Source organism: Pseudomonas sp. AD21 (assembly GCF_002878485.1).
Classification (GTDB): domain Bacteria; phylum Pseudomonadota; class Gammaproteobacteria; order Pseudomonadales; family Pseudomonadaceae; genus Aquipseudomonas.
Genome location: NZ_NQYG01000009.1, coordinates 55,485 through 77,445 on the forward strand (window position 1 = coordinate 55,485; position 21,961 = coordinate 77,445).

General features: G+C 58.2%; 19 protein-coding genes and 1 pseudogene. 5 read left to right on the plus strand and 15 right to left on the minus strand.

Going from position 1 to position 21,961, the window contains the following annotated elements:
• Positions 1 to 10: 10 nt before the first annotated feature.
• From PseAD21_RS08055 to flhA, 5 genes are all read right to left on the minus strand, one after another.
• A complete protein-coding gene (locus PseAD21_RS08055; RefSeq protein WP_008006721.1) occupies positions 11 to 382 on the minus strand; it encodes a chemotaxis response regulator CheY in 372 nt (123 codons plus the stop codon).
• A 168-nt stretch (positions 383 to 550) separates the two neighbouring features.
• Positions 551 to 1,291, minus strand: coding sequence for an RNA polymerase sigma factor FliA (gene fliA / locus PseAD21_RS08060; protein ID WP_003222919.1), 741 nt, complete (start codon positions 1,289 to 1,291; stop codon positions 551 to 553).
• Positions 1,288 to 2,118, minus strand: a complete 831-nt coding sequence (gene fleN / locus PseAD21_RS08065; protein WP_003222917.1) for a flagellar synthesis regulator FleN — start codon at positions 2,116 to 2,118, stop codon at positions 1,288 to 1,290. Before fleN ends, fliA begins: the two co-directional genes overlap by 4 nt.
• Positions 2,119 to 2,231: 113 nt before the next feature.
• Complete coding sequence (flhF, locus tag PseAD21_RS08070; RefSeq protein WP_008077677.1) at positions 2,232 to 3,572, minus strand: flagellar biosynthesis protein FlhF; 1,341 nt, start codon at positions 3,570 to 3,572, stop codon at positions 2,232 to 2,234.
• A gap of 11 nt (positions 3,573 to 3,583) precedes the next feature.
• Entirely contained in the window at positions 3,584 to 5,713 is a 2,130-nt protein-coding gene (flhA, locus tag PseAD21_RS08075; RefSeq protein ID WP_102355238.1) for a flagellar biosynthesis protein FlhA, read from the minus strand.
• A 635-nt stretch (positions 5,714 to 6,348) separates the two neighbouring features.
• On the opposite strand from flhA, the gene PseAD21_RS08080 reads away from it, so the two are divergent.
• From PseAD21_RS08080 to PseAD21_RS08100, 5 genes and pseudogenes are all read left to right on the plus strand, one after another.
• Complete coding sequence (locus tag PseAD21_RS08080) at positions 6,349 to 6,708, plus strand: DUF6124 family protein (protein WP_102355239.1); 360 nt, start codon at positions 6,349 to 6,351, stop codon at positions 6,706 to 6,708.
• A gap of 288 nt (positions 6,709 to 6,996) precedes the next feature.
• Positions 6,997 to 9,489 (plus strand): hypothetical protein, encoded by a 2,493-nt coding sequence (locus PseAD21_RS08085; RefSeq protein ID WP_102355240.1) that lies wholly within the window; start codon positions 6,997 to 6,999, stop codon positions 9,487 to 9,489.
• 28 nt (positions 9,490 to 9,517) lie between these two features.
• Positions 9,518 to 11,404 carry a hypothetical protein gene (locus PseAD21_RS08090; protein ID WP_102355241.1) on the plus strand — a complete coding sequence of 629 codons (1,887 nt, stop codon included), beginning with the start codon at positions 9,518 to 9,520 and terminating at the stop codon, positions 11,402 to 11,404.
• Between the two features lie 44 nt (positions 11,405 to 11,448).
• Positions 11,449 to 13,326, plus strand: a complete 1,878-nt coding sequence (locus PseAD21_RS08095; RefSeq protein WP_102355242.1) for a hypothetical protein — start codon at positions 11,449 to 11,451, stop codon at positions 13,324 to 13,326.
• Positions 13,327 to 13,533: 207 nt separating this feature from the next.
• A pseudogene (locus PseAD21_RS08100) lies at positions 13,534 to 13,746 on the plus strand (DUF6124 family protein); the annotation flags it as partial.
• Between the two features lie 351 nt (positions 13,747 to 14,097).
• On the opposite strand, the gene PseAD21_RS08105 reads toward PseAD21_RS08100, so the two are convergent.
• The 10 genes from PseAD21_RS08105 to PseAD21_RS08150 form a co-directional block, all read right to left on the minus strand.
• A complete protein-coding gene (locus PseAD21_RS08105) occupies positions 14,098 to 14,757 on the minus strand; it encodes a hypothetical protein (protein WP_102355243.1) in 660 nt (219 codons plus the stop codon).
• A gap of 179 nt (positions 14,758 to 14,936) precedes the next feature.
• Positions 14,937 to 16,076, minus strand: a complete 1,140-nt coding sequence (gene flhB, locus PseAD21_RS08110; protein ID WP_102355244.1) for a flagellar biosynthesis protein FlhB — start codon at positions 16,074 to 16,076, stop codon at positions 14,937 to 14,939.
• A gap of 3 nt (positions 16,077 to 16,079) precedes the next feature.
• A complete protein-coding gene (gene fliR, locus PseAD21_RS08115) occupies positions 16,080 to 16,865 on the minus strand; it encodes a flagellar biosynthetic protein FliR (protein WP_102355245.1) in 786 nt (261 codons plus the stop codon).
• A gap of 3 nt (positions 16,866 to 16,868) precedes the next feature.
• Positions 16,869 to 17,138, minus strand: coding sequence for a flagellar biosynthesis protein FliQ (fliQ, locus tag PseAD21_RS08120; RefSeq protein WP_064586586.1), 270 nt, complete (start codon positions 17,136 to 17,138; stop codon positions 16,869 to 16,871).
• A complete protein-coding gene (gene fliP, locus PseAD21_RS08125; protein WP_064121002.1) occupies positions 17,135 to 17,893 on the minus strand; it encodes a flagellar type III secretion system pore protein FliP in 759 nt (252 codons plus the stop codon). Before fliP ends, fliQ begins: the two co-directional genes overlap by 4 nt.
• Positions 17,893 to 18,342 carry a flagellar biosynthetic protein FliO gene (gene fliO, locus PseAD21_RS08130; RefSeq protein ID WP_102355246.1) on the minus strand — a complete coding sequence of 150 codons (450 nt, stop codon included), beginning with the start codon at positions 18,340 to 18,342 and terminating at the stop codon, positions 17,893 to 17,895. The genes fliP and fliO overlap by 1 nt, the downstream gene beginning before the upstream one ends.
• A complete protein-coding gene (fliN, locus tag PseAD21_RS08135) occupies positions 18,343 to 18,792 on the minus strand; it encodes a flagellar motor switch protein FliN (RefSeq protein WP_102355247.1) in 450 nt (149 codons plus the stop codon). It lies immediately after the preceding gene.
• 56 nt (positions 18,793 to 18,848) lie between these two features.
• Positions 18,849 to 19,817, minus strand: a complete 969-nt coding sequence (gene fliM / locus PseAD21_RS08140; RefSeq protein ID WP_003222890.1) for a flagellar motor switch protein FliM — start codon at positions 19,815 to 19,817, stop codon at positions 18,849 to 18,851.
• Positions 19,818 to 19,826: 9 nt separating this feature from the next.
• Positions 19,827 to 20,330, minus strand: coding sequence for a flagellar basal body-associated protein FliL (gene fliL, locus PseAD21_RS08145; RefSeq protein ID WP_102355248.1), 504 nt, complete (start codon positions 20,328 to 20,330; stop codon positions 19,827 to 19,829).
• A gap of 210 nt (positions 20,331 to 20,540) precedes the next feature.
• On the minus strand, positions 20,541 to 21,923 hold the full coding sequence (locus tag PseAD21_RS08150) for a flagellar hook-length control protein FliK (protein ID WP_102355249.1): 1,383 nt from the start codon (positions 21,921 to 21,923) through the stop codon (positions 20,541 to 20,543).
• Positions 21,924 to 21,961: the final 38 nt, after the last annotated feature.

Sequence of the window (21,961 nt, forward strand, 5' to 3'; positions counted from 1 at the left end):
CGCGCGTTCATCAGCCGATGCGTTCGAAAATCTTCTCGATTTTTTCTTTCAGCGCCTGAGCCGTGAAAGGTTTGACCACGTAGCCGTTCACACCGGCCTGAGCCGCCTCGATGATCTGCTCGCGCTTGGCTTCTGCAGTCACCATCAGCACCGGCAGGTGCTTGAGTTTTTCATCGGCACGCACGTGGCGCAGCAGGTCGATACCGGTCATGCCCGGCATGTTCCAGTCCGTTACCAGAAAGTCGATGCTTCCGCTGTTGAGCACCGGAATGGCAGTGATGCCATCGTCGGCCTCGACGGTGTTGGTGAACCCCAGATCACGCAGCAGGTTCTTGATGATCCGCCGCATCGTTGAGAAGTCATCAACGATGAGGATTTTCATGTTCTTGTCCAATTCGACCTCCAAGCAGTCTTAAACGCGCCCAGCACCTGGACGCGCCATTTCAATCAATCCGGCAAAGCACTCGATGACTGTCTGGAGCACAACAGAGCAAGACCGGTGCCGTTGATCACCGCACCAGCCTCGTTCGCAGTGTCCCCCACACTGCCTTCAGCGCGCTCGCCACTCCCCCAAACGCCCCCGCAAGCGGGCCGCGCACTGGCTGTGTAACTGGCTGACCCGCGATTCACTGACGCCAAGGACTTCACCGATCTCCTTGAGGTTCAGCTCTTCGTCGTAGTACAGCGCCAACACCAGTCGCTCACGCTCCGGCAAATTGGCAATCGCGTCCGCCAGCGCGGCCTGGAAGCGTTCATCTTCCAGATCGCGTGACGGCTCAAGATGAGCACTGGCGCCATCCTCGTGCAGCCCTTCGTGTTCGCCGTCCTGCAACAGGTCGTCGAAACTGAACAGCCGGCTGCCCAGCGTGTCATTCAAAATCCCGTAGTAATCGTCGAGACTCAATTGGAGTTCGGCCGCAACCTCGTGATCTTTAGCATCACGGCCGGTTTTAGCTTCAATTGCCCGAATTGCGTCACTGACCATACGGGTGTTGCGGTGAACCGAGCGTGGTGCCCAATCCCCTTTGCGCACTTCATCGAGCATCGCGCCGCGGATTCGAATGCCCGCGTACGTTTCGAAACTGGCGCCCTTGCTGGCGTCATATTTGGTCGACACCTCAAGCAGGCCGATCATTCCGGCCTGAATCAGATCCTCGACCTGCACACTCGCCGGCAAGCGCGCCAGCAGGTGATAGGCAATGCGCTTGACCAGTGGCGCGTAACGCTCGATCAACTCGTACTGCGCGTCACGTGCCGACTTCTTGTAGTAGTTCATACCGCTCGCGGTCATAACACAGGCCCTGCCGTTTGCTGCACGAGGCGCTCGACGAAAAACTCAAGGTGACCGCGCGGGTTGGCAGGCAGCGGCCAGGTATCGACCTTCTGCGCGATCGCCTTGAACGCCAGCGCGCACTTGGAACGCGGAAAGGCTTCATAGACCGCTCGCTGCTTCTGCACTGCCTTGCGCACGCTTTCGTCGTACGGCACCGCGCCGACGTATTGTAAGGCGACGTCGAGGAAGCGATCCGTGACCTTGGTCAACTTGGCGAACAGGTTGCGCCCTTCCTGCGGGCTCTGCGCCATGTTGGCGAGGACGCGGAAGCGGTTCATGCCGTAGTCGCGGTTGAGCAGTTTGATCAGCGCGTAGGCGTCGGTGATCGAGGTCGGCTCGTCGCACACCACCAGCAACACTTCCTGCGCGGCGCGTACGAAACTGACTACCGAGTCACCAATACCCGCAGCGGTGTCGATCACCAGCACATCGAGGTTGTCGCCGATGTCGCTGAAGGCCTGGATCAGACCGGCATGTTGCGCCGGACTCAGGTGAACCATGCTCTGGGTGCCGGAAGCGGCCGGCACGATGCGGATCCCGCCGGGCCCCTGCAACAGCACATCACGCAGCTCACAGCGGCCTTCGATCACGTCGGCCAGAGTACGTTTGGGGGTCAGTCCCAGCAGAACGTCAACGTTCGCCAGCCCCAGGTCGGCGTCCAGCAGCATGACCCGACGGCCAAGCTCTGCCAGCGCCAGAGACAAGTTCACTGACACGTTAGTCTTGCCGACGCCACCTTTGCCGCCGGTCACCGCGATCACCTGTACGGGATGCATGCTGCCCATGTTATTTCTTTACCTTGTCTTGCATAGACGGAGGCCACATTACTGGCTGCGCGTTCTCAACCGGAACAATGCATGGCAGGCCATCGATGTAGGTACAAAAACGGTTCATTACCTCAGCCAACCTGCTTGGTCGGGCTATGGTAGATATCAGCGAACATGTCAGCCATGGCTTCTTCGCTGGGTTCTTCCTGCATTTGCACGCTGACGGCACGGCTGACCAATTGATGGCGGCGCGGCAGATGCAGATCATCCGGAATCCGTGGGCCATCGGTCAGGTACGCGACCGGCAGTTCATGACTGATCGCCAGGCTCAACACTTCGCCAAGGCTGGCCGTCTCATCCAGTTTAGTCAGGATGCAGCCGGCAAGCCCGCAACGCTTGTAACTATGATAAGCGGCGGTTAGAACCTGTTTCTGGCTAGTGGTTGCCAGGACCAGATAATTTTTTGAACGGATGCCCCGACCGGCCAGACTTTCCAGCTGCATGCGCAGTGCCGGATCGCTGGCCTGCAGGCCGGCGGTATCGATCAGCACCACGCGTTTGCGCAGCAGTGGATCCAGCGCCTGAACCAGCGACTGGCCCGGATCAACGTGCGTCACCGGCACATTGAGAATCCGGCCCAGGGTCTTGAGTTGTTCCTGCGCGCCGATACGGAAGCTGTCCATGCTGACCAGCGCCACATTCTGCGCGCCGTACTTGAGCACGTAGCGCGCGGCGAGCTTGGCCAGGGTGGTGGTCTTGCCCATGCCGGCCGGGCCGACCATGGCAATCACCCCACCCTCTTCCAGCGGCTCGACTTCCGGCACGGCAATCATCCGCGCCAGGTGCGCGAGCAACATGCGCCAGGCCTGACGAGGCTCTTCGATGTCGGTGATCATCGCCAGCAGGTCGCGCGACAACGGTCCGGACAGGCCGATACGCTGCAGACGGCGATACAGGTTGGCTTGCGCCGGACGGCTGCCCTGCAACTGATTCCAGGCCAGCGTGCCGAGCTGCACTTCCATCAGCTCGCGCAGGCTGTTCAATTCAAAACGCATCGAATCCAGTGCACGCGGATCCACGCCGCCGGAGGACTGCGCAGGCGCCGGGGCCGGACGCGCCGGAGCGGCATAGGTCGGCTCGCTCAGCGGCTCAGCGGCGGTCAGTGGCAGGCCAGCCGTCAACGGCAGTCCGGCAAAAATCTGGCGATTGCTATTGCCATCGGCTTCGCCACGCAGGCTCAACTCGGCCTGGGCGGTAACGATGCGCGACTGGGTCTTGCGCAGCTCGTCTTCGAGTTCCATGTTCGGAACCCGTGGCGCCAGCGCCGACAATTTGTAATCCAGCGCCGCCGTCAGCTCGACGCCGCCGGCAATGCGGCGGTTGCCAATGATGGCGGCATCAGCGCCCAGCTCATCACGAACCAGCTTCATGGCCTGACGCATATCGGCGGCGAAAAAACGCTTAACTTGCATAAACCACTACCTCAGCCGTTGGGCCCTACTGTCGCAACGATGGTCACTTGCTTGTTGTCCGGAATTTCCTGGTAGGCCAGCACGTGCAGCCCTGGGACTGCGAGGCGGCCGAAACGCGAGAGCATCGCGCGTATCGGGCCTGCTACCAACAGGATCACCGGTTGACCTTGCATTTCCTGGCGCTGCGCCGCTTCGATGAGCGAACGCTGCAGCTTCTCGGCCATGCTTGGCTCCAGCAGAACGCCCTCTTCCGAGCCTTGTCCTGCCTTCTGCAGACTATTGAGCAATATTTGTTCCAACCTTGGTTCCAGCGTGATCACAGGCAGCTCGGAGTCAGTGCCTACAATGCTTTGGACGATGGCGCGGGATACGCCGACGCGCACCGCAGCCACCAAGGCGGCGGTATCTTGACTCTTGGCGGCGTTGTTGGCGATGGCTTCGGCGATGCTGCGGATGTCGCGCACCGGCACGTGTTCGGCTAGCAGCGCCTGCAGCACTTTGAGCAATTGCGACAGCGACACCACGCCCGGCACCAGTTCTTCAGCCAGTTTCGGCGAGCTTTTGGCCAGCAATTGCATGAGTTGCTGCACTTCTTCGTGACCGATCAGCTCACTGGAGTGCTTGTACAGAATCTGGTTCAAGTGCGTTGCGACAACGGTACTGGCGTCGACCACGGTGTAACCGAGCGATTGTGCCTGGGCGCGCTGGCTGACTTCAATCCACACCGCCTCCAGACCGAAAGCCGGATCTTTGGCGGTAATGCCGTTGAGCGTGCCGTAGACCTGCCCCGGGTTGATCGCCAGTTCGCGGTCCGGGTAGATCTCGGCTTCAGCGAGGATCACGCCCATCAAGGTCAGGCGATAGGCGCTCGGCGCCAGATCGAGGTTGTCGCGGATGTGCACGGTCGGCATCAGGAAGCCAAGGTCCTGCGAAAGCTTCTTGCGCACGCCCTTGATCCGCGCCAGCAACTGCCCACCCTGGTTGCGGTCCACCAGCGGAATCAGGCGATAACCAACTTCCAGGCCGATCATGTCGATCGGGGTCACGTCATCCCAACCCAGCTCCTTGGTTTCCATGGCGCGGGCCGGCGACGGCAGCAGTTCCTGCTGACGCTGAACTTCCTGCAGCGCCTGGACCTTGGCAACGTTCTGTTTCTTCCAGAACAGGTAGGCGCCACCGGCAGCGAGCGCCGCCATGCTCAGGAACGAGAAGTGCGGCATGCCCGGCACCAGGCCCATGACCGCCATCAAACCAGCGGCCACGGCCAGCGCTTTCGGCGAGGCGAACATCTGGCGGTTGATCTGTTTGCCCATGTCTTCCGAACCGGAAGCACGGGTCACCATGATCGCTGCTGCTGTCGATAACAACAGTGATGGCAATTGCGCCACCAAACCGTCACCGATGGTCAGCAAGGCGTACACCTTGCCGGCGTCGGCGAAGGTCATGTTGTGCTGGAAGATACCGACGGCCATGCCGCCAATGAGGTTGATGAACAGAATCAACAGGCCGGCGATGGCGTCACCCCGGACGAACTTGCTGGCACCGTCCATCGAACCGTAGAACTCGGCCTCCTGGGCGACTTCCTGACGGCGCATCTTGGCTTGATTCTGGTCGATCAGACCGGCGTTGAGGTCGGCGTCGATCGCCATTTGCTTGCCGGGCATCGCATCGAGGGTGAAACGCGCGCTCACCTCGGAAATCCGCCCGGCACCCTTGGTCACCACGACGAAGTTGATGATCATCAGGATCGCGAAGACCACGATACCAACCACGTAGTTACCGCCGATCACCACCTCACCGAAGGCCTGGATCACCTTACCGGCAGCGGCGTGGCCGTCCTGACCGTGAAGCATCACCACCCGCGTCGACGCCACGTTCAACGCCAGCCGCAGCAGCGTCGCCACCAGCAGAATGGTCGGGAACACCGCAAAATCCAGCGGCCGCAGCGCGTATACGCAGACCAGAAGCACGACAATCGACAGCGCGATGTTGAAGGTGAAAAACACGTCCAGCAGGAACGGCGGCACCGGCAACATCATCATCGCCAGCATCACCAGCAACAGCAACGGCACGCCCAGATTGCCTCGACTGAGGTCGGCAATGTTCGAGCGTGCGCTGTTGATTAACTGAGAGCGATCCACCGGTTTTCCCCGTTCCTTTAAAGCAAACTTTTGACGCCCAAAGCAGGCGCACGGCGGCTACTGCAAGAAGCCTTCCAACTTTTGCCAAGGATTGAAACAGAAGGGTTTATCGGGAAAATTTCGGCGCCCGGACTGACGCATTCGCGAGCAAGCCCGCTCCCACATTGGATCTTCAGTGCGTAGAGACTGGGTGTGCACCACACAGATCCCCTGTGGGAGCGGGCTTGCTCGCGAAGCGGCCAGCAGCGACGCCGCAGCATCATGAATCGCGGCGCAAATCGTGCGGAATCGCCCGACCTGTGTTTTTTTAAACGCTGGTGTTTAAAAGACACTTCAGGACACGCCTTCAAGGCTACACATCCTTGCGCCATTGCCTACAGCTACCCCAGAATCCGCCGGCTTGTGCGCTTTGGGGTCGGATTCTATTGTGGGTCGGTCGCTGACACATCAGCGATCGGGTCTCGCAGCCCGTCGATCTCTGGACGCACAACATCCGCTTTGCTTATGGCGGCTGTACGTGGGAGACCTTCGGGTCTGCCGGTTCTAGAGTCCCGGTCTGCGACCCGCGTATAGCTGCCACCCTCATTCGTCTCGCAGCGAACGTTGGCAGCTCCAATGACTCTAGGAGCTTCACCATGATCAAACCAACACCCAGCCCACCCGAAACCGACCCCACCTCCCCCTACGAATCCCTCGATTCAAAAAAACTCCACGACGCCGCCGACCGCGCACTCGATCACTACCTCTGCCCGCCTGGCTCCACCCCACCGCCACGTAGAACCCGCAGGATGTACGCCGTTACCGCTGACTTCAAAAATGAGGAACTGCTGGCCGATGCCAGCGAAACACTAGCCTCAGCCAGAACCATCGCCGATGACTTTGCCCATCTCGTACCGGCGTCGCAACGCAGGACGCTGCTGGGTATCGCGCAGCTGATCATGCTCGGGGAGCTGGCGGTGAATCGGGCGCTGGATAATCTGCAGTTACCAGCCTAAGAAGCCAGGCAATAACCTGTGGCGAGGGAGCTTGCTCCCTCGCCACAGTGACCTCTACAGCAGTGGAACAAAGCCAGACCACGTTTTCCGCTTCCCGGATCAAAAGACCACAGCCTCCTGCGGCGTTTACACCGATTTATGCAGGCGCCGCCAAAGGCTGCGATTTTTCGCTTTTTATGTTCGTGCCAACGACCACTCATCGGCACCTGTCAGATCTGACAGGTGCGCAATCGGTCATTAAGCGCTCTGATAACCCCTGCCCGCTCTCACCGCGCAGGAGCCTCGTTCATGACCACCTCAACCCCACAGGACAACACCGTCCTGGTCTTGAGCCCGCCAATAGTCAACGGCCAGACCACGCCCGTGGTAGGCGCACACATCGGCGTGCCCCTGGTGGCCTATGACTTGGTCACCGACGGTGAAGGCGCCGTTGTCCTCGTCGACCCACCGTTGTCGGGTACCATGGATCCCGACGACGTCATGGAGCTTTGGCTTGAGAATGAACCGGCCGCACTGGACAGCGAAACCATTATCGACCCGGACTCGCGCACCACACTGCGCATTCCCAAGGGTCGCCTGCATCCGGACCGGATCAACAAGCTGTACTACACCGTCACTCGTGGCAGCAGCAACATCGGCACTTCCACACCACCGCTGGAAATCCTCTATAACCGCATCCGCCCCGGCCTGAAAGATCGCCTGACGGATCCCAGTGGCCACTCCGAACTCAAACTCCTGCTGCCCGACGTCATCAAGAACGGTGTCGGCCCGGATTTTGTCAGCGCCGAAGTCTGCGTGGCCTACCCATATTGCCGGGCGTATGACGTCATCACCCTCAAGTGCAACGGCGAATTTCTGGAACCCAAGCCCAAGGTCAATCCGAATCAGGCGCCGCAACCGCCGAACCCGGGCGACGAAATCCCTATCACCATTTGCTTCACCGTCACTCGCGCGTACCTGGACAAGGCGAAACGTCAGAATAAAAAACTGCATTTCTCCTACACCGTCACCGATCAGATCGGCAACGGCCCGGACACCGATGCCCCGTGGTCGGCGGTGCAGAGCGTGGATGAGGATCTGGATGGCGTCCTGTTGCCGATGCCGATTTTGCTGGAACGCAAAGAGGATTATCCCGGTGATGACGCGAGCATCATTGATCTGGAAAAACTGGCGGGTAATCCGCTGCTACTGGTCGTTCTGACTAACGATAACCGTTTTGTCGTGGGCTACGACGTTATCGCGACCTATACAGCGACTAATACGGGGCACCCCGCCGATGTGGTGGTAACGGTTAGTGGCAAAGTCGAAGTGGATCGGTTCGGAGTAAAACAAACCCTGTTCCTTGAGATACCCAACGACAAGGTTTTCGCTGGCAGTAGCGTCACCGTAACGTACGAACTGCGCAAACCCGATGGTGATCTCGTGGGCAGTTCCAACCCGGCCACCGCTTTCGTGATCGGCACCGGTCAGCTCAGCGTCGTGGGCAACCGATCACAGACCTCACCGCGCTACCATTCGAACTTGAGCCGCCTGACGGCCTCTTCTCCAGCAATTAAAGGCCACTCCACCGCGACTGAAGTTAAGTGGACTTATGCAGGCGACACCGAAGGTGTCCAAGGTTGGACTTTTCTTGATATCGAGCCAGAAAGAGCCTTAATCGTCTCGCTGCAGGACGAAGAGAACATCATTGCTCGTACGGTACTTCGTCCCGGCAACGTCAGCGGAATATTCAATCTGCGAAACCATCACAGCGGTTGCATTGTTAAGGATGATGGAAGTGTTTTTGGCTGGAGTGACAATAGTGAAATGTTGCCCCCTCCCGGTTTGAAAGATGTGCGTTATGTGGCCGCTGGCGGCCATGCTTATGTTGCGCTTAAAAATGACAACACCGTCGTTGCCTGGGGAGACCCCTCTCGTGGAGGACTTATTGCACTCGAAACAGATAAAGAGCTCAGGAATGTAAGGAAACTGGCAGCCACCGATGGCGCCTTCGTCGCACTCCGAAATGATGGCCAACTTATCGCATGGGGCGATCCTGACTATGGAGGTACGATTCCCACATCGGTAATTTCTCAGCTCAGCCCCGTCGAAAAAATCATTGGTAACACTGGCGACTTCACGGCGTTGCTATGCGACGGTCGAGTCTTCAGCTGGGGAGCCAGTTGGCCTGACGGTTTTTGGGTATCTGACGCGCGCGGTGCTATTCAGCTATGTGCCAGTGATCGCGCCTTCTGTGCACTGAAAACAGATCGCCGCGTTGCTGCATGGGGGTCATCCGAGCACGGCGGAGTCACTCCTGACAACGTGCAGAGTTCAACCGAAGAAGTCGTTCTTCTCGCATCCACCAGCGCTGCGTTTGCCGCCCTGAAATCCAATGGTTCGATCGCCGCATGGGGTAATCAACGATTCGGCGGCAAAGCTCCGGACAACCTCCAGTCAGTGTCCCATTTGACAGGATCAACAACAGCTTTTTGTGCAATAAAAGCCGATGCCTCATTGATCGCTTGGGGGGTAGCTGAAGAAGGTGGGCAAGTGCCTTCAGAGTTATCACCTGCCCTTGCAACATCCTCGTCCTATGGATCATTCAGCGCCGTACTGAATACACGTCGCGCGGTTACGTGGGGGGTGAACACTTCAGCTGAAACCCTTGAATCCATTGTCTGCGTCTACGCTGCCGGCCCACACGTCGTGCTGCTGAGTGCTGACAGTCAACTGCTATCGGCAGGCCCCAATGCGCCCGATCTCACGGCCTTGTCGGGCTTGGTCTCATACAGCGAATGAGTTTTTTATCGTGAAAGGAGTTACCAGCATGAACACCAGTACGAAAGCAGTTCCGACCGTCAGACAGGTAGCAATCATGGGAGTGCCCGAAGTAGGAGGAACACTGACCGGCAGCTATTTATATGAAAACCCTGATGAGAATCCCGAAGGGTTATCTACTTTCTGTTGGTATGACGGTGGAACCAGCGGAACAATTATTGCTACTTCAATCGACCTGACCTTGGTCACTGCACATGCAGGAATGAAACTTACGTTTTCGGTGACTCCCGTTGCTGCATCGGGAGAAAAAGGCGTGGAATCGTTTTCTGCCCCCCTTCAAGTGATAAAAGAGGGGTATCAGAATATCTCGGATGAAGAAAGTGAAAACAGCTTTCTGAAACAGAGAGGTCAGTTCGCTTTTCATGCGAACGGGCCTAAGGACGGAGTATTCACCTCCACCGCAGGAGCATTTGCCCTGAAGAGCAGAGTCACACAAAACGTCACTGTCGTAGGCACACAAAGTTTTGGTGGCGTAATCCCTCCAGAGATAGCGACATACCTGAGAAACAACCCCGCTATCACAATGTTCACCACCACAACAAATTTTGGCGCCCTGGTCCCTATAGGTGAACACAATCAGTTGCTCGTCTGGGGACCCGGGATACCGGCGACATTACCCAATCTTCAAGACATCAAGTCGGTCTACAGCAACGGCTCCTCGCTAGCATTTATATATAAGGATCCACCCTCCGGCGAAAACACTATCGGCGCCGTCGGAACGGCAGCAACAGGCGGTGTTGTGCCGGTCGAAGTGCAAAACAAACTGATGTTTGATCGCCCGAAAGCCATCTACGCCACCCTCGATGCTTTCACTGTGCTGACAGACAGCGGACGCGTATATGCCTGGGGTAATGCGGCGAATGGCGGAACAATTCCGATCGATGTACAGACTCAATTGAATTCTATGAAAGTCGATCGCATTGTTGCTTCCCGAACTGCATTTTGTGCCCTGACGGAATCCGGAGAAATCATTGCGTGGGGCGCTAACGGCGCTATTCCCGCTGTGACTCTGGAGAAGATATATGACGATGACGGAGCGCTCACTGTCATTGCCAATGACAGCGCATTCATCGCCATAACCAGAGGCCGCAGAAAAGCCGCTACATGGGGGTTGGCGGCATACGGCGGAACCATGTCAGAGGCGGCCGCCAGTCTTGCCGCCAGAGGAAATCTCGTGCTGTGCACGGCTGCCCCCTGGGCCATGTGCTTCATCAATGAAAGCGGACAAGCGGCTGCCTGGGGCTCGGCTGGCCATGGTGGCGGGGCCATCCCTGCCCAAAGCGCCGGGGAAGAAACCTCGACTTTGCCCTTGAATGCTCAGGCGTTATTGGAGCAGGGCGATATCGCAGCGCAGATCGAGACCATGTTCAGCAATGCCAGATTCTCAAAAAGCCTACATAGCCGCGTGTCTTCCAGTGTCACCCTGACCAACGGCGAAGCAATCGAACTAACGCGCAACGATGGCAGCTTTGTCTTGCTCAACCGCCATCCCGATGGACGCACAAAAAATCTGGTTTCTTGGGGTTTAGCTGCGACGGGAGGCACGATACCCGGTGATATCAAGCAAACACTGATGGCCAGTCGCATTCGAAAAATCTACTGCAGCAATGGCGCTTACGCAGCTCTGGTTGACCAAGGCACAACCGAAGGTGTGGTCGTCACCTGGGGACGAGCCTCACAGGATGGCGGGATGATTCCGGTCGCTCTTCGAGACGCATTGAGTAGCGGTGTTGTCGAAATTTATACCATCCAGGCAGCTCCAGCACCTTCGACCGCGACGGTTCCAGCCGCCTTCGCGGCACGCAAATCGAACAACAAATATGTGACGTGGGGTGCCTACGTCAAACAAGAGGAGTTTGAGCCAGGACGCAGTTGAGCTTGTTCAACCGACAGACTATTTGTACGTTGAGGAGTATCGCTATGAGTACTACAGCCGAACCAATTGCGCGGAATGTCATGATCATTGGAGAGCCGGTTATTGGTGGTTTTGTACGCGGCAGCTATCGCTATGACAATGCTGACGAAAACCCTGAAGGAGCCTCTCGTTATCAATGGTATCTCGACAACGTAAAAATCGAGGAACCAGAAGGCATAGCCATCGATTTGAAGATCAAATCCGGGTACAGCGCAAGAACAATCGTATTCGCTGTTACTCCGGTGTCCGCTATTGGTGAAACCGGAAAGGAAACCCGCTCTGTCGCCAAAACTGTGGACCCTGACTTTCAAGGCATCACTCGGGAAGAAAATGAGAACAGTTTTCTCAAGCAATGGGGAAATTTCTCTGCCCATGTTCCTGAACCTCCTGATCGGGTATTCGTCTCGACAGGAGGCGCTTTTGGCCTGATTGATCCAGATACGCAGGATATTTACTTCGAGGGGCAGACGGGTTGGGGGCTGCCGGTTCCACCCGACATCATCAACTTTCTGAAAAACAACCCGGCCACTCGATTGTTTTCAACAGAGAAGGATTTTGCCGCACTGGTAAACAACGGATCGAGCAATCAGCTACTGGTTTGGGGAGCCAATATTCCGGCCAGCCACTCCGTGAAACTGACTGATATCAAGTCGGTTTATAGCAACCGAGTGTGTTTCGCTTTCATTTATAAAGATCCAACAGGTGATCAAAACAGAATAGGCGCTATTGGTTTGAAAAACTCCGGCGATACCATTCCGGAGCTCATCCAACGAGCCCTTTGGTTTGATGAACCGGTCGCCATCTACGCCACGGAAAATGCTTTTGCCGTTCGTACTCAAAACGGCAAAGTCTATGCGTGGGGCAATCCTAATAATGGCGGTGCAATTAATGCCGATGCACAAGTGCAACTCGACAGTATGTTCGTCGAACGAATTATTGCAGCGGCGGCTGCATTTTGTGCAATTGGGCGTAATGGCGATATTGTGACGTGGGGAAAGACAGCCGATGGCGGTGCAATTCCGTCTGGCAAGCTGGAGGCGATCCTTACTGACGGTGGGGTGAATTCAGTCACAGCATCTACCACAGCATTTTGCGCAATCACCCGTGGCAGGCGTAAGGCTGTCAGTTGGGGGCTCAATGGTGAGGGCGGATTGATGTCTGAATCAGCTTCCCTGATCGCTGCACGTGGCGGTGTACTGTTATGCAAGGCAACCCGTTGGGCGTTTTGCATTATCACCGAACGCGGAGAGGCAGAAGCTTGGGGAGCGCAACGTTATGGAGGTGCCTCCATCACTGAAGCCACTCGTAACGAGATTGAAGCAACCATCAAAGATATGCGGCCCAAGCCCGAAGATGCTCGCGGTCATGTTGGTAATCGGGCCATTACAGTTCCAGGAATACTCAGCCTTTATTCCAATGATTTGAGCTTCTTTCTTTTGAGCCAGCACGACGACGGTAGAACCCGCGCTGTGGTGGTCTGGGGAATGAATACTCACGGCGGAGCAATCACGCTAGGCGTTCGTCAGGCATTGATGGCCAGCAGGATTACTGGCGTTTACTGTACAAATGGCGCGTATGGCGTTGTGGCGTCTCAGGGTGGCGTGTATGGCGCGGTCATCGTCTGGGGAGCGACTCTGGCGATGGAAGATGCTGGGGAAATTCCACCAGAATTGGCCCAGTACCTCAGCGGTGAGGTCGTGGAGCTTTATTCAATCAAACGTTATCCGTTTTACCAGGCACCGCCTCCCAACCCACCGCCGATTGATCCGTCATTCGCGGCAAGACGTCGAGACGGAAGTTACGTGCTTTGGGGCGGCAACGTTAAAAATCAGTACTACAAGCCAAAAACCCAAGCTGCTATCGAGAACACCGAAAAGTCATAAATACCAGTTCGAATGCCTCCCCGAACCGTGCCCGTCCAGAAATTGAACCGGCACGGTTTTATCCGGTGGTGAGCTTCCCGTCCTTCGACAAGAACTCCGATCCTGCTAATTGAAACAGGTAAAGGGTAGAGGGATTTAATCGAGTTTTAAGTAACCAGCACAAAAGCTACGAAGTCTTGCGCCATTGCCTACAGCTGCGCCGGAATCCGCTGTATGTACACCGTGACCGCAGACTTCAAAAACGAAGAGCTGCTGGCCGACGCCTGCGAAACCCTCGCTTGCGCCAGAACCATCGCCAACGATTTCGCCAACCTCATGCCGGCGTCGCAACGCAGGACGCTGCTGGGTATCGCGCAATTGATCATGCTCGGGGAGCTGGCGGTGAATCGCGCGCTGGATAATCTGCAGTTGCCGCAATAGCGCCGCTCCAATGATCGTTCCCACGCTCCGCGTGGGAAGGCAGCCCGGGACGCTCTGCGTTCCATCCAGAGTCGAACGCGGAGCGTCCGTTGAGGCATTCCCACGCAGAGCGTGGGAACGATCATAAAGATAAAAAGATCGTCCGATCGCGGCCCGAGCCTGCGGCAGCTCAGGGAGGTCTGTGTTCAGGCATAAAAAACCGCCGTCCCGTTCAATCGGCACAGCGGCTTTTTGTTTCATCACAGTAAAACCAGGAATCGCGCCCGGCCTGGCAGAAGCCTTGCTGGACCGGCAGGAGCCTTCCAACTGTTGCAAAGGAACGGAATAGGGAATTTTTTCGGTGAGTCAAACTCAAGCGGTGAGGATTTGCGCCTCAACGATCGCACCCAATTGCAGTGAGCTGCCCTGCATGTAGCGCGTGCCTTTGCGCATTGAGATACCGCCCACATCCACCTCGTCGGCGCTCGAATAGCCAAGTATCACGACCGAAGCAGGTGCGAGCGAGGCTCCCGGAAAGGGATGCCCCTCCATGAGATTGAGCGACCACTCAAACTGAATGACCGGTAAATCCCAGATCTGGATTGGCCGTAAATCCGACCAGCGATAATCGCGCCGCGCCGTGATCTGTAACTGCCCATCAACGGTTTGAAAGACAGGTTTGTGGTAACGATGCTGAAAATCCGCCGTAGCCCATTCATCCAGATAATACCGAGGGTTGGCAAAGACGTCGGTCAGCGCTTTGCTGCTGTGGATATTTCCCGCAGCATCAAAGAAATAATTGTAGGCAAGGTGATAAGCAAGCCCGCCTAGTTCAGGCCGAATCGCATTGACCAACCCATCCAGATAACCCGGAATGAATTGTTTGCTCATATGCACGAAGTGGGTGAAGTCCAGATCCAACTGAAAGGTCATTGCATAACTCAGAACCCTGTCGTCATCGCTCCGCCTCAGCTCACCGGAAACGAACCTTAACTTCATACCCTCGAGCTGCTTGTAGATGAGATCCGCCATATCCGTGCTCCTTTGACCAAATGAGACGGGAAACCGCAACAGACAGACAAACCACCTGAACAGCGCCGTCATGACTATGGAGCAATCAAAATCAATCGACGTCTACTGTCATATCTGACAGGTCAGAATGGCTTTCCGATAAACGGCAGCAGGCACAGAGTCAACGCAGGCGAAAGGAATCAAGAATCGCGGCGCAAATCCGGCGGGATCGGCAGGTCGTCCTTGAGCGGATCCGGGCGTTTGCCCTTGCCGGCGCGGTACTGGCGGATCTGGTAGACGTAGGCCAAGACCTGCGCAACCGCCAGATACAGGCCGCCGGGGATTTCCTGATCCAGTTCCGTGGAGTAGTAAATCGACCGCGCCAGCCCCGGCGACTCCAGGAGCATGACGTTATTGGCCACGGCGATTTCGCGGATTTTCAGCGCGAGGAAGTCGCTGCCCTTGGCCAGCAATACCGGTGCGCCGCCCTTCTCGGTGTCGTACTTGAGCGCGACGGCGTAGTGCGTCGGGTTGGTGATGACCACGTCGGCGTCGGGAATCGCCGCCATCATCCGTCGCTGCGACATCTCGCGCTGGGTCTGGCGGATGCGTTGCTTGACCTCTGGGCGGCCTTCCTGATCCTTGTGTTCGTCGCGCACTTCCTGCTTGGTCATCAGCAGCTTCTTGTGGCTTTCCCAGAGCTGCACCGGCACATCGACGGCGGCGATGATGATCAGGCCACAGGCCAGCCACAGCGAGCTCCAGCCCACCAGCGTCACGCTGTGGATGATCGCCTGCTCAAGCGGCTCGTGGGCGATCCGCAGGAAATCGTCGATATCGGACGACAACACCATCAGCGCCACGAACAGGGTGATGATGAACTTGGCCAGCGCCTTGAGCAGCTCGATCACCGCCTTCATCGAGAACATGCGCTTGAGGCCCGCACCCGGGTTCATCCGGCTGAATTTCGGCGCCATGGAGCCGGCTGCGAACAGCCAGCCACCCAGGGAAATCGGCCCGATCAGCGCGGCCAGCAACAGGGTGATCATGACCGGCTGGATCGCTACCAGCGCGATCTTGCCCGAGACCAGCAGGAACGTGCCCATGGATTTCTCGTCCATGATCACTTCCCGCGACAGCGTGAAATTCAGGCGCATCAGGTCCATCAGTTCCTGCGCCAGCATGCCGCCGAAGATCAGCAAGCCACCGGCACCGGCAAGCATCACCGCCAGGGTGTTGAGCTCTTTGGAACGGGCAATCTCACCCTTCTCACGGGAGTCCTTTTTACGTTTCTCCGTGGGGTCTTCTGTTTTGTCCTGACCGCTTTCGCTCTCAGCCATGACTCAGCGCGCTCGTGCCAGTTCGCGTAACAACTGCAAGGCCTCAGTGGCCAGCGGTTGATACTGATTGAGGATGTCCGCCAGACCGACCCAGACAATGAACAGGCCCAGCACCAGGGTCAGCGGAAAACCGATGGAGAAAATGTTCAGTTGCGGCGCGGCGCGGGTCATCACGCCGAACGCGATGTTGACCACCAGCAGCGCAGTGACCGCCGGCAATACCAGCAACAACGCCGCCCCGAGAACCCAACCAAGCTTGCCGGCCAACTCCCAGTACTGCGCCGTCATCAACCCGCCGCCAACCGGCAGCGTGGTGAAGCTCTCGGCGAGCACTTCGAAGACCACCAGATGGCCGTTCATCGACAGGAACAGCAAGGTCACCAGCATGGTGAAAAACTGTCCGATCACCGCGACCGAGACGCCGTTGGCCGGGTCGACCATCGAGGCGAAACCCATGCCCATCTGGATCGCGACAATCTGCCCGGCCACGGCAAAGGCCTGGAAAAACAGTTGCAGTGAAAACCCGAGCACCGCGCCCACCAGAATCTGCTCGGCAATCAGCAACCAGCCACTGAGAGCAAGCGGACTGACCTCCGGCATCGGCGGCAGCCCCGGGGCAATGCACACGGTAATGGCCACGGCGAAATACAGCCGTATCCGGCGCGACACCAGCGTGGTGCCGAACACCGGCATCACCATCAGCATCGACGCGACGCGAAACAGCGGCAACATGAATGACGCCACCCAGGTACTGATCTGGGTGTCGGTCAGCTGAAGCAGTGATTGCATGGCTCAGCCGATGACCATCGGAATGTTCTTGTAGAGCTGGATGATGTACTCCATGAACGTCTGCACGATCCATGGGCCGGCGACGATCAGGGTGACCAGCATGACCAGCAGACGCGGCAGGAAGCTCAGGGTCTGTTCGTTGATCTGCGTGGCGGCCTGGAACATCGCCACCAGCAGGCCGACCAGCAGGCTCGGCACGACGAGGATTGCGACCATCATCGTGGTCAGCCACAGCGCTTCACGAAAGATATCGACCGCAACTTCCGGCGTCATGGCGAAACACCTCCGAAGCTACTGGCCAGGGTGCCGATGATCAGCGCCCAGCCATCCACCAGCACGAACAGCATGATCTTGAACGGCAGGGAAATGATCAGCGGCGACAGCATCATCATACCCATCGCCATCAGCACACTGGCCACGACCAAGTCGATGATCAGGAACGGAATGAAGATCATGAAACCGATCTGGAACGCAGTCTTCAGTTCGGAGGTGACGAACGCTGGCACCAGAATGGTCAGCGGCGCCTGATCCGGCGTCGCGATGTCGGTGCGCTTGGACAGGCGCATGAACAGTTCCAGATCGCTGGTGCGGGTCTGGGCGAGCATGAAGTCCTTGATCGGTACCTGAGCCTTTTCCACCGCCTGCTGCGCGGTGAGTTTTTCCGCCAGATACGGCTGCAGCGCATCGTTGTTCACCCGATCGAACACCGGGGCCATGATGAACATGGTCAGGAACAGCGCCATGCCGGTGAGGATCTGGTTCGACGGCGTCTGCTGCAGACCAAGGGCCTGACGCAGGATCGAGAAGACGATGATGATCCGGGTGAAACTGGTCATCAGAATCACGGCCGCCGGAATGAAGCTCAGGGCGGTCATGATCAGCAGGATCTGCAGGCTGACCGAATACTCCTGCGCGCCGTCAGCGTTGGTACCCAGCGTGATCGCCGGGATCGACAACGGATCGGCGGCGAACGCCAGCGGCGCGGCCAGCAACAAGGCCAGCGTCAAGACGATGCGTAACGCACCCATTACTTCGTATCCTTCTGATCCTTGCCGAGAATCTTCAGCAGATGCTGGGCAAATTCCGGGGTCGCTTTCTCGCTGGTGCTCGGCACCTGCACCGGTTCCTTGAGCACGTGCAGCGCGGTGATGGTGCCGGGACTCAAGCCGAGCAGAATCTGCTCGTTGCCGACCTGCACCAGCATCAGCCGGTCGCGCGGGCCGAGGGCGCGGGAACCGATCAGTTCGATCACCTGGCCCTTGCCTGCTGGACCAGCCTGCTGCAACCGGCGCAACAACCAGGCGAGGAAGAAGATCAAGCCCAGCACCAGTAACAAACCAAAGACCAGTTGCGTCAGCTGCCCGGCCACGCCGCTGCCGACCGCCAGTGCGGCGGTGGCCGCGGCAGACGTGGTGGCCGGTTCGGCGGCCAGCACACTCAATGGCAGCGCCAGCAATGCCCAGAGAAAGCGTTTCACTCAGCGCAGCTTCTTGATGCGTTCGCTAGGGCTGATCACGTCAGTCAGGCGGATGCCGAACTTCTCGTTGACCACCACCACTTCGCCGTGCGCAATCAGGGTGCCGTTGACCAGCACGTCCAGTGGCTCACCCGCCAGACGATCGAGCTCGATCACCGAACCCTGGTTCAGTTGCAGCAGGTTGCGAATGTTGATGTCGGTGCTGCCCACTTCCATCGAGATCGAGACCGGAATATCGAGGATCACGTCCAGGTTCGGACCGTCCAGTGTCACCGGATCGTTGTTCTTCGGCACGCTGCCGAACTCTTCCATCGGCAGACGGGAGCCGGTAGATGCGTCGGCCGCCAGCAGTGCGTCGATGTCAGCTTGACCATCACCGGTCTCTTCCAGGGCCGCAGCCCATTCGTCGGCCAGTGCCTGATCGTCCTGGGCGTTCATTTCGTCGTTCATCATTTGTCCTCGGCGGGCAACAATTCAGTTAAATGCGTGGGGGTGAGAGCGCCGCTTCAGCGACGCTCGATCGGCTCGATCACCTGCAACGCGAGGTTGCCTTTGTGCGAGCCCATCTTGACCTTGAAGGCCGGTACGCCATTGGCGCGCATGATCATGTCTTCCGGCATCTCGACCGGGATCACATCCCCCGGCTGCATGTGCAGGATGTCGCGCAGCTTCAACTGACGGCGGGCCACGGTGGCACCGATCGGCACGTCGACATCGAGCACGTCCTGACGCAGGGCATTGACCCAGCGCTCGTCCTGGTCGTCGAGGTCCGACTGGAAACCGGCATCGAGCATCTCGCGCACCGGTTCGATCATCGAGTACGGCATGGTCACGTGCAGATCGCCGCCACCGCCGTCGAGTTCGATGTGGAACGTGGAAACCACAATCGCTTCGCTCGGGCCGACGATGTTGGCCATGGCCGGGTTCACTTCCGAGTTGATGTACTCGAAATTGACTTCCATGATCGCCTGCCAGGCTTCTTTCAAATCGACGAAAGCCTGCTCCAGCACCATGCGCACCACGCGCAGTTCGGTCGGGGTGAATTCACGCCCTTCGATCTTGGCGTGACGGCCGTCGCCGCCGAAGAAGTTGTCCACCAGTTTGAACACCAGTTTGGCGTCCAGAATGAACAGCGCGGTGCCGCGCAGCGGTTTGATCTTGACCAGGTTGAGACTGGTCGGCACGTACAGCGAGTGCACGTATTCGCCAAACTTCATCACCTGCACGCCACCGACGGCAACGTCCGCCGAGCGACGCAGCATGTTGAACATGCTGATGCGGGTGTAACGGGCAAAACGCTCGTTGATCATTTCCAGAGTCGGCATGCGTCCACGGACGATGCGATCCTGGCTGGTCAGGTCGTAGCTTTTGACACTGCCGGGTTCGGCAGCGTTATCGGTCTGTACCAGACCATCGTCGACGCCATGCAACAGCGCGTCGATTTCATCCTGGGACAGCAGATCCTGCACGGCCATGTCGTGTTCCTACTGCAGTACGAAATTAGTGAAAAGCAACTGTTCGATCACCACTTTGCCCAGCTCTTTCTGCGCCACTTCCTGGACGCTGGCTGTGGCCTTCTGGCGCAACATCTCTTGCCCGACCGGGGTCGCCAATGTGGCGAAATCCTGACCGGAGAAGAGCATCACCAGGTTGTTGCGGATCACCGGCATGTGCACTTTGAGCGCGTCCAGATCGGCCTGGTTACGCGCCAGCATGGTGATGCTCACCTGCATGTAGCGCTGACGGCCGTTCTGGTTGTAGTTGGCGACAAACGCCGGCGCCATCGGCTCGAAGATCGCTGGCTGCTTGCCGACCGGCGCAGCCTCGGCCGCTGCGACAGGCTTGCTCTGGGCACTGTGCATGAAGTACCAGGTCGCGCCCACGGACACACCGATCGCCAGCAGCAGAGCCACCACGATCAGGATGATCATCTTGAGTTTGCCTTTGGTCGCGGGGTCTTTTACAGCTGCTGCTTCGCTCTTCGCCATGCCAATAATCCGTCACTAATCGGGTTTTCACAGTCGCACGGCAAGGCAAGAGCAAGTGTTATGCCAGAAGTGTCGGAGCGTATGGGAGACCACCACAAAACCAATGTGGGAGCGGGCCTGCTCGCGAAGGCGGAGTGACAGACAACAAAGATGTTGAATGTTAAACCGATTTCGCGAGCAAGCCCGCTCCCACAGGGTTACAGCGTTTTGTCAGGCGTAGTAGTCGACAGCGCTGGAGCCAATCACGCTGGTCGTTTGAGCAGCGGCTTCAGCAACAGCCGCAGGCGCCAATTCTTCATCTGCCGAATCGAGGCGACCGCCGGCGGCGCTGGTACGGCCGCTCTGGCCTTGCTGCGCCTGCTCCTGGCCCTGCTGCCCCTGCCAGCCACGGCTCTGGTCAGAAACGTTGACGTCGACCTGGCCCATGCCCTGCTGGGTGAACATGTCGCGCAGGCGATGCATCTGGCCGTCGAGGGCTTCACGCACGCTTGGATGCGCACTCATGAACGTCACTTGGGTCTGCTGATCCGGCACCATGTTCACCCGGATGTCCAGACGCCCGAGCTCTGCCGGCTGCAATTGAATATCGGCCGCCTTCAGGTTGGCGCTCGACAGGTACATGACGCGGTTGACGATTTCTTCGGTCCAGCCGCTCTGGTGCATGGCGATCGGCTGATTCACTGGCACTGCGTTCGCGGTTTTCGGCGTGGCCGCCTGCGTCAGCGCCGCCAGACGGTTGGCGAAATCATCGACACGAGTGTCGCTGGTGGCAGACTTGAGGTCTTTCAGGCCATCGTCGATCAGGCCGCTGAAGGCTTTTTCGCCATTTTGGCTGGTGCTGTCCTTGTCGGCCTGCACGTCGAGCATGCTGGCCATGCCGGCGGCAAAGGTCTGCGCCGAAGTCAATTCACCGTCGGCCTGAGTCTGGGCCGGCGCGGCTTTGGGCTGAGACTGGCTGGCGGCGGAAATATGCCCGCCCTGCTCCATTGCCATGCGCAATGCTGGCAGCGAGTCGAGAGGATCGGCTGCCGGGTCAAAAGCGCTGTCGGTGGAGGCCGCCAGGTCTTTGATCTCCGCCGGTGCGACGGTAGCGGCCACGACCGGTGATTCGGTTTTGGTCGGTGCCGGCGTTTCAACGACCGGGGTTGGCGCTACAGGCGTCGTCACCAGTGGCTGCACAGTTTGCGCCAGCGCCGGATCCAGCGCCGGATCAACCGGCGCAGTGTCAGCCACTGGCGTCTGCGCCGTGTCTGCGGCAGCGTCGTCGGCAGCAGTTTGGTCGTCGGAAGCCGTCGAGGCGGTCTTGTCGGCAGGCAAGGCATTGCCGCTATCGGCAACGGTCTGTTGCGCGGCGGCAGACTGCGTCTTGCCGACATCCTTCTTATCGCTGGTGTCAGCGACCTTATCGCGCGCCGGTTTCAACGAATTGTCAGGACTGGCGAGCGGTTTTTTCGGACCTTGATCAGCGAACACCTGAGCGAAGCTTGAGGCCTTGTCCCCGGTATCTGCGGCCATTGCCGGCGCTTTGGCAGCAGCGGCTAGCGCCTTGGCCTGGGCGGCAGATTGAAGAAGAATATTGGGGGTCGCAGGCATGACACGGTCTCCGCTGCACTGGGATCGTAGGTACAGTT

Excerpts from the sequence above, each read along its gene's own strand:
- PseAD21_RS08055 (WP_008006721.1), bottom strand. The coding sequence starts at position 382 with ATGAAAATCCTCATCGTTGATGACTTCTCAACGATGCGGCGGATCATC.
- fliA (WP_003222919.1), bottom strand. The coding sequence starts at position 1,291 with ATGACCGCGAGCGGTATGAACTACTACAAGAAGTCGGCACGTGACGCG.
- fleN (WP_003222917.1), bottom strand. The coding sequence starts at position 2,118 with ATGGGCAGCATGCATCCCGTACAGGTGATCGCGGTGACCGGCGGCAAA.
- flhF (WP_008077677.1), bottom strand. The coding sequence starts at position 3,572 with ATGCAAGTTAAGCGTTTTTTCGCCGCCGATATGCGTCAGGCCATGAAG.
- PseAD21_RS08080 (WP_102355239.1), top strand. The coding sequence starts at position 6,349 with ATGATCAAACCAACACCCAGCCCACCCGAAACCGACCCCACCTCCCCC.
- PseAD21_RS08085 (WP_102355240.1), top strand. The coding sequence starts at position 6,997 with ATGACCACCTCAACCCCACAGGACAACACCGTCCTGGTCTTGAGCCCG.
- PseAD21_RS08090 (WP_102355241.1), top strand. The coding sequence starts at position 9,518 with ATGAACACCAGTACGAAAGCAGTTCCGACCGTCAGACAGGTAGCAATC.
- PseAD21_RS08095 (WP_102355242.1), top strand. The coding sequence starts at position 11,449 with ATGAGTACTACAGCCGAACCAATTGCGCGGAATGTCATGATCATTGGA.
- PseAD21_RS08105 (WP_102355243.1), bottom strand. The coding sequence starts at position 14,757 with ATGGCGGATCTCATCTACAAGCAGCTCGAGGGTATGAAGTTAAGGTTC.
- flhB (WP_102355244.1), bottom strand. The coding sequence starts at position 16,076 with ATGGCTGAGAGCGAAAGCGGTCAGGACAAAACAGAAGACCCCACGGAG.
- fliR (WP_102355245.1), bottom strand. The coding sequence starts at position 16,865 with ATGCAATCACTGCTTCAGCTGACCGACACCCAGATCAGTACCTGGGTG.
- fliQ (WP_064586586.1), bottom strand. The coding sequence starts at position 17,138 with ATGACGCCGGAAGTTGCGGTCGATATCTTTCGTGAAGCGCTGTGGCTG.
- fliP (WP_064121002.1), bottom strand. The coding sequence starts at position 17,893 with ATGGGTGCGTTACGCATCGTCTTGACGCTGGCCTTGTTGCTGGCCGCG.
- fliN (WP_102355247.1), bottom strand. The coding sequence starts at position 18,792 with ATGAACGACGAAATGAACGCCCAGGACGATCAGGCACTGGCCGACGAA.
- fliM (WP_003222890.1), bottom strand. The coding sequence starts at position 19,817 with ATGGCCGTGCAGGATCTGCTGTCCCAGGATGAAATCGACGCGCTGTTG.
- fliL (WP_102355248.1), bottom strand. The coding sequence starts at position 20,330 with ATGGCGAAGAGCGAAGCAGCAGCTGTAAAAGACCCCGCGACCAAAGGC.
- PseAD21_RS08150 (WP_102355249.1), bottom strand. The coding sequence starts at position 21,923 with ATGCCTGCGACCCCCAATATTCTTCTTCAATCTGCCGCCCAGGCCAAG.